Source organism: Oribacterium sp. NK2B42 (assembly GCF_000424445.1).
Taxonomy (GTDB): domain Bacteria; phylum Bacillota; class Clostridia; order Lachnospirales; family Lachnospiraceae; genus Oribacterium.
Map to the genome: position 1 here is coordinate 19,318 of NZ_KE384193.1, position 12,437 is coordinate 31,754.

Here is a 12,437-nt window from a genome sequence, read left to right on the forward strand (position 1 = left end):
GCTGAAATAGGCGAAGTGGAGATTGAGATGAAATTTGATGTTAAGAAGGATCTTAAAAGACTGATCGTGGTATTGATAGCATCAATGCTGATGGCGGTAAACATTAAAACCTTTGTGCGTACAGGAGGACTGTATCCGGGAGGAGTTACCGGACTTACAGTGCTTATTCAGAGAGTTTGCCAGCTGTATTTCCATTTTGAAATTCCGTATTCTGTTGTGAATATCGCACTGAACTTTATTCCGGTATATATAGGCTTTAAATTTATAGGAAAAAAGTTCACTATCTATTCCCTGATTATGATCCTGTGTACAGGTTTTCTGACAGATATGCTGCCTGGACATGTAATAACTTATGATACTCTTCTTATCGCGATTTTCGGCGGTATCATCAATGGTATCGTGGTGAGCTTGTGTCTCAGCGTTGACGCCACCTCCGGTGGAACGGATTTTATAGCTATTTATCTCAGTCAGAAGAGGGGCATGGAAACCTGGAATCTGGTTCTCGGGTTTAATGTTATCATCCTGGGGGCAGCCGGCATCCTTTTCGGATGGGACAAGGCGCTGTATTCCATAGTTTTCCAGTATGTTTCCACTCAGACCTTACAGACTTTCTACAGGGCATATCAGAGGCAGACATTGTTCATAATTACAGATAAGCCTGAAGAAATTTCGGAGATGATTTTTAAGATCAGTCATCATGGTGCAACTTTGATGACGGCTCAGGGAGCCCATGAACATAAGCAGCTTCATATAGTTTATTCGGTTATTGGAGCGGATGACGCGAAGAAGGTCATCCTAAAGACCAAGGAGATCGACGAGAACGCTTTTGTGAATTCTTTCAGAACCACGGAGCTTGCGGGTAATTTCTATATGAGGCCTAAGGACTGACAAAGAGCCGACGGGATATCCCGTCGGCTCTGCTTCTATGTATTTGAAAGTGTTGCTCTGATAATATCAAGGAAGCGTTGGTCTGCTCTGGAAAGGAATGCTCCCTTAATTGTGGTTATGCAAAGGCTCCAGTAGGCGGAATATTTGTCCTCGATGGAGAGGTAGGCCGGTGGGTTGCCGTATAGGCTTATGTTTATGTAGTCCGAAGGGAGCAGGGTGAACCCAATGCCTTCGGCCGCAAGCTTTTCAAGTGTCATATAGTTTCTTGATACGAATTTTATCTCGGGGCGTATGCCGGCTTTTTTCAGAACGGAATCAGTGACGTGGCGGATTCGCTGCTCTTTATGAAGAGTCAGAAGAGGGTGGTGTTCCAAAAGCTTTACATCAAGTACCGGATAAAGATAGCCATCTCTTGGCTTGGCGAGTTTTACTAAAGGATCATTTCTTGAGATGGCGATGACGAAGGGATGCCTTGCGAGTATTTCATAATTGAGGGAAGGGTTTGACTCAGTGCCATCAACAGGAGCATGCATTATGGAAAAATCCAGATCTCCGGAGATGAGTTTTTCCTCCTGAAGTTCGGTTGAACCCTCAAATATATCAAGATCTATTCCCGGACACTCCTCCTTAAATTGAGGCATCACCATGGGGAGGGTTATCGCTCCGAGATGGTTAGTGATACCAAAGCTGATATGACCGGTCTTGAGATCGTTCATATCACTGATCTCAGCTTCGAAATCATCGTAAATCTTAAGTATGGTACAGGCCATCTGGTAATATTTCTCGCCTGCATAAGTGAGCTTCAGTCCGTCGGATCCGCGTATAAACAGACGAGTTCCGATGGTTTCTTCAATTCTTTGCAGGGATTGAGACAGGGAAGGCTGAGCAACAAAGAGTTTCTTTGCAGCCTTGGAAATGTTATGGGTGTCGGCAACGGTTTTTACGTATAATAATTCTCTGGTTGTCATAGGAAATACCTTCTCAAAAACAAGAACTTATAGTCAGTGACTATATTCTACCATGAATATCGTAAATTAATTCAAAATTTATAACTTGAGAATATTAAATTTATGTAATCAAGTTTATAATGCCCTTAGGTAAAATCTTTGAAACAAAATTACAGGAAATGTCTATGGCGTATTTTGATTGATCGTATCAAACAGCTATAGATGATTTCGCATGATCTACTACTTATGGAGGTTGCCATGTTCAGTGAACTTGTTGCGAAAAACAGAAGCTACAGAGGATTTAATGAGGATAGAAGAATTTCGGATAAAGAAATTTTCGAGATTCTGGATTCTGCCAGGATTGTTGGCTCTGCAGCCAACCTGCAGCCATTAAAATATTATATCTCCAATGATAGAACAGAGGTTGAAGAAATCCTCAAATTAACAAAATGGGCAGGTGCACTTCCCGAACTTCATCTTCCGAAATTCGGCACACATCCCGCAGCCTTCGTCATCATACTGCAGGACACAGACATTCAGCCAAACACCCAGGCCGTACTAATAGACGTTGGAATAGCAGCCCAGACCCTTCTTCTTTCAGCTACCGAAAAAGGACTTGGCGGTCTCATGATCAGAAACTTCGGCTTACAGCCATTGACTGATTTTTTGAACCTTCCCGAAAATCTGATCCCTGTAATGGTGATAGCCCTCGGCGAACCTGCCGAAAAGATAAAGCTTGTTGATATCCCCGAAGACGGCAATATCAACTACTACCGCGACGAAAGCGGCACCCACTTCGTCCCCAAGCGTAAACTCGAAGACATAGTAATTGAAAAAAACCACTAATATTAGATCTGCCCCAAATGGGATACTATTAGCTCTCATATTAACCGGTATAGAAATAGTGAGAGCCGGAGGGCATCCATTTAAAGGCGTTGAGCCGAGTTGAGAAAAATTAAAATCTGACCCCTTAGACGCTCTTGGTTCCTTTTTCCTTAGCTCCCTCGCCAAGTCAGAGTTTTCATAAGAGAAAATCTCTGACATTGGCGAGGGCCTAGAGCGTCTTAGGGGTCAGATTTTAAATTTTTCCAACGAGGCGACCCGCCTTTAAATGGATGCCCTCCGGCTCGTACCACTTGTACCGTTTCACGGTACAAACCGGTACCCCGATCCCCTCACGGTAACGATGTGAGCGGGCTTTTTCGGATCCTCTTCAACCTTACTGCGGAGCCTGTTGATGTAAACCATGATGGCATTATCATCAACGGCGATGGCATTGCCCCAGACATGCTCATAGATCGCGTCCTTGTTGAAAACCTGCTGGGGATTCTTCAGGAACAAAAGGAACAAAGCCGCCTCCTTTGAAGACAGATACATCTCCTCCCCACTCTTATAAAACCTCATAGAAGAAGTGTCATAAGAAAAATCTCCCACAACTATAGAGTCATTATCCTCAGTGGTATTTTCGGACATAGCCTGCCTGTTACGGCGAATGAGAGCCTTGACCTTGGCCCCAAGGATCATGGGACGGAAAGGCTTTGTGATGTAATCATCCGCACCTATGGAAAGACCATAGACAGAATCGTAATCCTCGTTTCTTCCGGAAATGATTATTACGGGGGTTGAGATATGATCGGTCCGGATCTTTTTTATAACATCGAAGCCTTCCATATCACCGAGATTAACGTCCATGAGAATGACGTCATAGTGTCCGTTTGCAATTTTAGACAGCGCTTCCTCACCCGAGTTGGCTGTTTCAGACTCGAGCTCGTTACTGTGCATCACCTTTTCCAGGAGCTTACATATATTCGCATCATCATCAACGATCAAAACTTTATCAGACATTTTTCACCCATAGTATTTTCAGTAATGTAAATCAGTATATGGATTTGTCTACACTAAATCCAAAACCTTCTGTATGCCTTATATCTTAATATAATATTTAAATCTTAACAATTATTAATGTCATATCAGAATCATTTGATATAAGCTATGAAGAGAGAATAAATAAGCTAACCTGACAGGATGATAGTGTGAAAAAACTTTTCAGTACTATTTGAACCGCCGGACAAGGGCGGCGGAATGGAGATTGATATGAAAAGTGACAGAGATAAGCCTAACTCAGGCGTGTTCAAAAAAACCGAAAAGATAAACTGGAAATATATGATACTTGCTTTTGCGAGTATAGCCATTACCTGCATTTTGCTTTTTGCCGGTCTTAAGGTATTTCGTGATTACAGAAATGCCCTCATGAAAAACCAGCAGGATCAGCTGCTGCTTATGGCGAAAACCATAAGCCGGAACATCAGGGCTGATATGGATAACTATATAAGAGAACTGGAATTTTTTTCGGACATAAATGATAGCGAGGAAAAAAACATTTTCATAAAAAAATATGTGGGCAGTAACATTGATTTTGCTGTTAATGTCTATCTGGAGGACTCTTCCGGAAATATCCTGAAAACAGCTGTCCCCACCCAAATATATGATATGGAGGATTCTTCGGATGATGCTCCTGCATCCTTCAGCGAATCTTCCGACGAACTTATAATAACAGACCTTCAGCTCGTAACAGACACAGGAAATGGCATCACCCTGTGGCAGGGAAAAAGAGGGAAGGATCGTAATGTCCTGATCTTTAAGAAAAAGCTTGATCCCGGGGCACAGGGCAAAACCGTTGGACTTGTGATTGACGAGGATAAATATTATGAAAATGTGGTTTCAGACATCCACATAGGTTCCAATGGCTACATAGTTATCAAGAATTCACAGAATCTCATGCTTATGCATCCGTCTAAAAAGCAGTGGGGTATAAGTGTCATATCGGGTCGTATGGAAATGTATCCGGGCCTTGATTTCGAAAGTCTTGAAAATCTTCTTGATAAGCAGAATCACGGAGAAGAGGGAGTTGATGATTATTTTTCCTACTGGTGGATGGAAGAAGGCGTTCCCAGAGTCCGGAAGATAAGCGCCTACAGTCCCGCGAAGATCGGTGATGACTTCTGGGTGGTCAGCGCGGTAGTTGACTACGATGATTTTTACAGACCCATACTTGATGGTTTCAGCGGTATCATACTTGTTTCGGTAGGAATCCTTACGGTGTTTTTCGTTGCCGCATTGGGCATCTTCAGGCTTGTTTCCGAAAATACCAGAGCATCCAAAGAGATTGATTATCTAAAAAATCTTAACCAGGTGCTGGAAGAGATGCACAGGAGCGAAAATGCCATTGCCCACCAGCAGAGACTTCAGATCATGGGTACCATGACCGGAGGTATCGCCCATGAGTTCAATAATTTCCTTACACCTATCATGGGCCACGCAGAGCTCCTCATGATGTCACTGCCTGAGGACTCCGATGAATATGACAGTGCTAAAGAGATACTTCAGGCTTCGGAAAAAGCCAAGGATGTGGTTCATCAGATGTCCGCCATGAGCAGGAAGAATGCAGAGACTATCTTCCGTAATATTGAAGCCTTTAAACTAGTGGAAAGGTTTTTCAGAATGACGGATTCCATTTGCCCCGATAATGTCACGGTGGAAAAGGAAAACAGTGTTAAGGATGAATATATCCTGGGAAACAGCACACAGATAAATCAGGTTCTCCTTAATATTGCTGTTAATGGTATGCAGGCTATCGGAGACAAGCCCGAGGGCTGTCTCAGACTTTCAGCGTTTATTAAAGATCAATCCGATATCAGGTTTAAAGAGCTGCCTAAGGATAGTCTGTTTAAGAGATATCTTGTTTTTGAAATCAGGGATAATGGCACAGGAATGAGTGACAAGATCAAAAAGAAGATATTTGAACCTTTCTTTACCACAAAGAAATCCGGAGAGGGAACCGGACTTGGTCTGGCCCTCGCAGAGCAGATAGTAGATGCTCACAAGGGATTTATACATATCGATTCGTCAGTTGGAAAAGGAAGTGTTTTCTATGTTCATTTTCCTGTGGTGGAAACAGAAACAACCAGGAATGCGGCAAGGGCAGAGGATGTGGCAGCAGGAGTAAACCCTGAGTCAAATGCTGAGATACCTGATCAGATTTCCGGAAAAGCAGGAGATGCAGCGGCCGGGAGCATTAACAGAAAAATCAGGATCCTGGTTGCCGACGATAACCATAAGATACTTTCTATTCTAAAGGATACTCTCAATGAAAAAGACTTTATCCAGGCGGTTATGTGTGATTCTGTCGAAACTCTTCGTACAGCTTTTAAGGAGATGAAGCCGGATATCATATTGATAGATGAGACAGTGGGACATTATTCCGGAATAGAAATTTTCATGTCTGAATTCATGGAAGAAAAGGAAGCTTTAAAGATAATTATGGCGGATACCATAGACAGGGAGATAGTGGAGTCCAGAAAGCGCGGAATCATTAACGGATATATGGAAAAACCTGTCTCCTCAACCGAGATCATAAGCCTTGCGGAACGTATCTCGGGAAACATTGAGAATATTAAAAAAATGTAATCATGTGATTAAGGAATGGGACATCACTTTTTGGAATGGCCTCATGTGGTTATTATATTTCTTGTTATGAAGCCGAGGCTGATAGAATAGGAGTATGAAAAGTTGGGTTTAGCTTTCAGGAGGAAAACAATGGGAGAGTCACTTACCAGAAAAATAATAAAATCACATTTTGAATCAGGATCCATGACACCGGGAGAGGATGTGTTTGTAAAGGTTGATCAGACACTTACTCATGATATAAATGCGGTTATGACCTATCTTGCTTTTGAGCAGATAGGACTTAAGAGAGCGAGAACAGAGATTTCAGTTTCCAACCTGGATCATAACCTTCTCTATATTGATTTTAAGACTCCGGATGATCATATCTACCTTCGTACGGCAGCAGAAAAGTACGGTGTGTATGTTTCAAGACCGGGTAACGGAATATGCCATATGATCCACACCTGCAGATTTGCGGCTCCTGGAAAGCTTCTTATGGGTGGAGATTCACATACACCTTCAAGCGGAGCGGTGGGATGTCTTTCCATCGGCGTAGGAGGAATGGATGTGGCTACTGCCATGACAGGACTTCCCATGAGACTGACCATGCCGAAGATTGTTAAGGTAAACCTCACCGGTCATCTTCGCCCGGGTGTAAATGCCAAGGAAGTAGTTCTCGAGATGCTGAGAAGAGTAACCATCAAGGGCGGACTCGGAAAGGTATTCGAGTATGTGGGACCGGGTGTAGAAACACTTGAAGTTCCGGAGCGTCTTACCATTGCCAACATGGGTGCAGAGATGGGAGCAACCACTTCCATTTTCCCTGCCGATAATGTGGTCAAAAAATTCATGGAAGCCCAGGACAGAGGTGATGAATTTGTTGAGATGGGACCTGATGCCGATGCCGAATACGATGAGGTAATGGAGCTTGATCTTTCATCACTTGAACCTCTTATCGCCCTTCCTCACCAACCTGATAATGTTGTCCCCATCAGCTCTCTCGAGGAGCATCCGGTGGTACATCAGGTATTCATGGGCTCCTGCACAAACGGCTCCTATTCTGACTTCGCAAAGGCAGCTCTTGTAATGCAGGGTCACCATGTGGATGAGAATGTTCAGTGTACTGCCGGAATAGCTAGTAAGCAGATATATAAGCAGCTCATGAAGGATGGTTATCTTGATATGCTCATTGATGCCGGCGTACGTATCCTGGAACTTAGCTGCGGTCCATGCTGTGCCATCGGTCAGGTGCCTCCTACAAACGGCATCGCAGTACGTACTTCAAACCGTAATTTCCGTGGACGAGCAGGTTCACCAAATGCCAATATCTATCTCGTATCACCCGAGTCCGCAGCAGCAACTGCCATAAAGGGAACCTTTGCTTCCGCATGGGATGTTATGGGAGAGGATGTAAAGAAGCTTGCAGAAGTTCATGAGCCGGATCACTATTTTGTTGATGACTCTATGCTTATAAAGCCGCTTCCTGAAGAAGAGGCTGAAAAGGTTGAGGTTGTTAAGGGACCGAATATCGCGAGTCTTCCTGTACCTGAGAAGCCTGAGAAGAAGCTTGAGTGCAGAATCTCACTTAAGGGTCGTGACAATATCTCCACCGATGACATTACCCCTGCAGGAGCAGAATTCTCTTCCATGAGATCAAACATTCCTCTCATGTCAAAGTATTGCTATCATCGCTATGATCCTGAGTTTTCTGAGAGAGCAAGAAATCTCGGAAAGTCCATCATTATCGGCGGCGAGAACTATGGTCAGGGCTCATCCCGTGAGCACGCTGCCATCAATCCCATGTATCTCGGAGTAAAGTGCGTCATTGCCAAGAGCATTGCCCGCATTCACAAAGGTAATCTCATCAATCATGGTATCGTGCCCATGCTTTTTGAAAACAATGAGGATTATGACAAGCTTGAGCTTCTGGATGAACTTGAAATAGATAACTTCCCTGAGCAGATAAAGAGCCGAAAAGTCACTGTCCGTGACAAGACAAAGGGCTTAAGCTTCAACTGTAAGCTTGAGATTTCTGACGCCGAAATGGAGACCATACTTGACGGCGGACAGCTTCGTCACCTTAAGCAGCAGCTTGTGGACCGTGGCATAATAAAAGAATAATCTGAATCATAATAATAAATAGAAATTAAAACAAAAAAGTATAATAGTGCCAACGGGGACGATTCCGTGTCCCCGTTGGCACTATTGTTTTTGGTAAATTGTGTTATATTACGGATTAAAATGTTATGATGACTGTGATATAAAAACAGACGGAAATCTGCAGTATAAATTTTGTAATTAAAGGGAGCATTTATGAAAGACAGCGACTGGAGAATAATAAACGCATTACATGAGACACAGAGTATAACCAAGATAGCAGCCATGATGTATAAATCCCAGTCAGCCATAACAAAGAGGCTTCAGATAATGGAGCAGGAACTCGACTGCAGGATAGTGGAACGTACTCCCCTTGGAGTCGTATTCACAAAGGAAGGGGAGTTTCTTTATAAGGAATCCGTTAGGCACATTGCATTTGAAAATGAAGTGCTTGAGGGATTGAGACTCATCAAAGAACAGACCAAAGAAAATATCATCATTGGGTCAGCCTATACCTACACAAAATATACTTTATACGATGTGCTTGATGATTTTATCAAAAGCCATCCCAATGTAAGCATTCGCGTAGTAAATAAGCAAAGTAATCTCTTATATCACATGCTCATGGAAGGAAAGCTTGATGTCGCCTTTATCCGTTCCGATTATACCGATAATGTTTACCACGAGCTGGTTGATCACACTGCAGGATATATCGTTTCCAAAGAACCGGTACCGCTTTCAGATCTTCCTCACATGGAAAGGATTGCTTATCAAACCAACAGTAAAACCGAACAGAAGATCGCAGACTGGTGGCAGGAACAGTTCGGCACCATGATCCCTGAAGCCGCGGAGGATGTGGGATATATCGAATTTGCTTTTAGAAATGTCTCAAGCGGAAATAAATACCTTCTTTGCTTCCTTCCTGATAACTTTGTGAATGAATATAATTTGTGTCTTCAGCCAATGCTTAAACCGGATGGAGGTCATGTGTCCAGAAAAACCTGGTTCATATACAAAAAGGAGAAGAACAGAAGAGCCATAGTGGATGAACTCATAAACTATGTGGATAAGAATGTGAAAATAAAGTGATGCGTGGCTTTCTGCAATTAAGGCCTCTTCATATTCATGAAATGTGGATATGAAGGTGCTTTAATAATATTTGGAACATAGAAAAATTCATATGTTAGACATAATTAGATATATATTTTACTATATAGTTGTCTTAGCTTATAATTTAAACATAGACAAATAAGGAACGACGTGAATAATTGTTAAATTTCATACAAAGTGAGTTCCGACCGAAGGCTTGAGCTGAGGGTTGGTATTGCAGGAATAGTTGAGTTTAGAGCAAAAAAGGAGAATGAATCTATGGGTACAGAAGAACAGATCAAGGCAGCTGAAGCGAAGTTTGGAGATCTCATCAGAGCAGAACTTGCTCGTATCGAGACCATGAAAGAGGACAGTGAGATCAAGGATTTTTCAAAGCTTGATCACATCAGGATCGGTATCCTTCCCGGAGATGGAATCGGACCTATCATCATGGAGCAGGCATTAAGAGTAGTTAATGAGCTTCTTAAGGATGAGATTGCTTCAGGAAAAGTTGAAATCCACATCATCGAGGGAATGACCATCGAGAGAAGATCAGAGCTTAATGAGTCTCTTCCGGCAGACGTTATGGAAGAGTGCAAGAAGTGCGATGTTCTTGTTAAGGGACCTTTTGTTACTCCGAGACCCGGAGATCCATGGCCAAATCTTCTTTCCGCAAACTCGCTTCTCAGAAGAGGACTTAATCTTTTTGCAGCTGTTCGTCCTATCAAGATGCCGGACAGAAACATTGACTGGACCTTCTTCCGTGAGAATATCGAGGGTGAGTACATCCTTGGCAATAAGGGTATCGAGGTTAATGAAGACCTTGCCATCGATTTCAAGGTTCTTACAAAGCCGGGTGCAGAGAGAATCGCACGTGCTGCTTTTGAGTTTGCCAGAAAGAACGGCAAGAAGCATGTAACAGTGGTTACCAAGGCTAACATTGTAAAGCTTGTTGACGGTAACTTTGTAAAGACAGTTCACAGAATCGGAGAGGAAGAGTATCCTGATATCATCGTTGATGACAAGCTGGTTGATGCAACCGCTGCCAAGATGCTTGATCCTGAGTTTAATAAGGATATGGAAGTAGTTGTTCTTCCCAACCTTTACGGCGATATCGTGACTGACGTTGCAGCAGAGCATCAGGGTGGACTTGGTACAGCTTCAAGCTCCAATATCGGAAACAAGTATGCTCTCTTTGAGGCTATTCACGGAACAGCTCCATATCTTATGAGCCATGGTCGTGGACACTATGCTAACCCATGCTCACTGATCCGTGCAATGGGTGAGATGATGGCACATATCGGATATGCTGACCGTAAGGCAATCCTTGATAAGGCTCTCGATATCACAACTGTGACAGAAAAGAAGATCGTTCTGACAACAGAGACAAAAGATGCTTCAACTGCAGAGTTCACTGATTACCTTATCGATACAATAAAGGGACTTGAGAAATAAATATACTTCAACTGCAGAGTTTACAGATTGCCTTAACGATATAAATAATGGATTTGAGAAATGATTAAACCATTAAAGGTTGTTTGTAAAAAATTCCAAAAGAGTATTTATATAGACCGGTCATACATTTTATGAAAAGATGTATGGCCGGTTTATAGTTTTTTGGTTATTTGATTTATGAAGATTTGATATGGTATGAATGAGGTGAAATATGAAGTATTTGTGATATGCTTTTTATGTGGTGATCGGTTAGTCGGACGCTCAAAATGATGGATTCCTGTACGGATATAAGGGCTTTATCCGGATGCGGTTTGAATTATAATGACTTCGGCAGAATCTGTAGTAAGGGGTATCATACATCATGAATTTGAAATCATTGATAGATCTTCAGACGGTTATGTTTCTGGAGATGGCAGCAGGATATATCATCAGAAGATTCAATATCGTAAAAGGTGAATCCAAAAAAGTTCTCACGTCTCTAATCGTTTATGTAGCTTTGCCATGCAACATTGTAAAAGCATTTATGATTTCCATGACGCCGGAGATCATTAAGCAGGGTGCGATAATGCTTATGGCCTCTGTTGTTATACAGATAGTTCTCGCCATTGCCGCGGCATATTGTTATAACTGGCTGCCTGCCAAAAAGAAGATGGTATTCCAGTATGCAACAGTTGCATCCAATTCCGGGATTTTGGGCAATACCATCGCCGGAGAGGTATATGGCGCCCTGGGACTATTGTATTCGTCATTGTATGTGATACCTCAAAGAATAGTAATGTGGTCGGCGGGACTATCATATTTCACCGAAGCTCCTGACGTCAAAACGGTTATTAAAAAGATCATGAAGCACCCCTGCATAATTGCGGTATGGATCGGAATCATTATAATGTTTCTTCAGATTCAGTTCCCTTTATGCATAACATCCACAATACAGAATCTTGGTAATATGACATCGCCGCTTACCATGATGTTTCTCGGGATAAACCTGGCGGAAAGCGGATTTAAAAACCTTGTGACTAAATACACCTGTTTATATTCGGTGATACGGCTCGTGATCATACCGGCAGTGGTTATGGCATGCTGCTATGCTGTACAAATGGAAAAAACGGCAGCAGGTGTAGCAATCGTCCTTGCTGCAATGCCGGCGGCATCCATGACAGCGGTAGTTGCCAGTCAGTATGACGGAGATGTGGATTTTGCGGCAGATGTCGTAGTTTTCTCGACCATATTGAGTCTGATAGTACTGCCGATATGGGTTATGATAGTTGCTGCGGTATTTACCTGAATAATATTTTGTGTTTTTGAAGAAGGAATGCTGAAGATATATGTCGGCATTTCTTCTTTTTGCGTGGCAAAAAGAATTGAAAACACAGAAACGTAACAGTTCAGCCAGGATGCCTTATTTTCGCAGTGAACAAGGCATTACATTGACCCATATTCAGGTTACCAGCATTTGAGTCATCCTGAATGGCAGGTTATAATGACTTAATTTCAGGTAATCAGGATTTGGGTCAT

9 protein-coding genes are annotated in these 12,437 nt (G+C 42.6%); 7 read left to right on the forward strand and 2 right to left on the reverse strand.

All coding sequences use genetic code 11. The annotated features are described in order from the left end of the window. The first annotated feature begins 27 nt into the window (after nucleotides 1-27). Nucleotides 28-888 (forward strand): YitT family protein, encoded by an 861-nt coding sequence (locus tag G625_RS0117545; RefSeq protein ID WP_029202132.1) that lies wholly within the window; start codon nucleotides 28-30, stop codon nucleotides 886-888. A 35-nt stretch (nucleotides 889-923) separates the two neighbouring features. Here G625_RS0117545 and G625_RS0117550 read toward each other — a convergent pair whose 3' ends face one another. Then, the gene (locus tag G625_RS0117550; RefSeq protein ID WP_029202133.1) at nucleotides 924-1,856 is read right to left on the reverse strand and encodes a LysR family transcriptional regulator; all 933 of its coding nucleotides are present in this window, start codon (nucleotides 1,854-1,856) and stop codon (nucleotides 924-926) included. A 237-nt stretch (nucleotides 1,857-2,093) separates the two neighbouring features. Between G625_RS0117550 and G625_RS0117555 the strand changes: the two genes are divergently transcribed. Further along, nucleotides 2,094-2,681, forward strand: coding sequence for a nitroreductase family protein (locus G625_RS0117555; protein ID WP_029202134.1), 588 nt, complete (start codon nucleotides 2,094-2,096; stop codon nucleotides 2,679-2,681). A 300-nt stretch (nucleotides 2,682-2,981) separates the two neighbouring features. On the opposite strand, the gene G625_RS0117560 is transcribed toward G625_RS0117555, so the two are convergent. Beyond that, a complete protein-coding gene (locus G625_RS0117560; protein WP_029202135.1) occupies nucleotides 2,982-3,680 on the reverse strand; it encodes a response regulator transcription factor in 699 nt (232 codons plus the stop codon). A gap of 249 nt (nucleotides 3,681-3,929) precedes the next feature. Here G625_RS0117560 and G625_RS20795 point away from each other — a divergent pair, with 249 nt between their 5' ends. The 5 genes from G625_RS20795 to G625_RS0117585 all read left to right on the forward strand — a co-directional run bounded on the left by G625_RS20795 (nucleotide 3,930) and on the right by G625_RS0117585 (nucleotide 12,207). Further along, the gene (locus G625_RS20795) at nucleotides 3,930-6,302 is read left to right on the forward strand and encodes an ATP-binding protein (protein ID WP_049896008.1); all 2,373 of its coding nucleotides are present in this window, start codon (nucleotides 3,930-3,932) and stop codon (nucleotides 6,300-6,302) included. 129 nt (nucleotides 6,303-6,431) lie between these two features. Continuing rightward, on the forward strand, nucleotides 6,432-8,402 hold the full coding sequence (locus G625_RS0117570) for an aconitate hydratase (RefSeq protein ID WP_029202136.1): 1,971 nt from the start codon (nucleotides 6,432-6,434) through the stop codon (nucleotides 8,400-8,402). Between the two features lie 192 nt (nucleotides 8,403-8,594). Continuing rightward, nucleotides 8,595-9,467: a LysR family transcriptional regulator gene (locus G625_RS0117575; protein WP_029202137.1), complete on the forward strand. Its 873-nt coding sequence runs from the start codon at nucleotides 8,595-8,597 to the stop codon at nucleotides 9,465-9,467. 279 nt (nucleotides 9,468-9,746) lie between these two features. Next, nucleotides 9,747-10,922 (forward strand): isocitrate/isopropylmalate family dehydrogenase, encoded by a 1,176-nt coding sequence (locus G625_RS0117580; RefSeq protein WP_029202138.1) that lies wholly within the window; start codon nucleotides 9,747-9,749, stop codon nucleotides 10,920-10,922. Between the two features lie 361 nt (nucleotides 10,923-11,283). Then, a complete protein-coding gene (locus G625_RS0117585; RefSeq protein WP_044933499.1) occupies nucleotides 11,284-12,207 on the forward strand; it encodes an AEC family transporter in 924 nt (307 codons plus the stop codon). The last annotated feature ends 230 nt before the right edge of the window (nucleotides 12,208-12,437 follow it).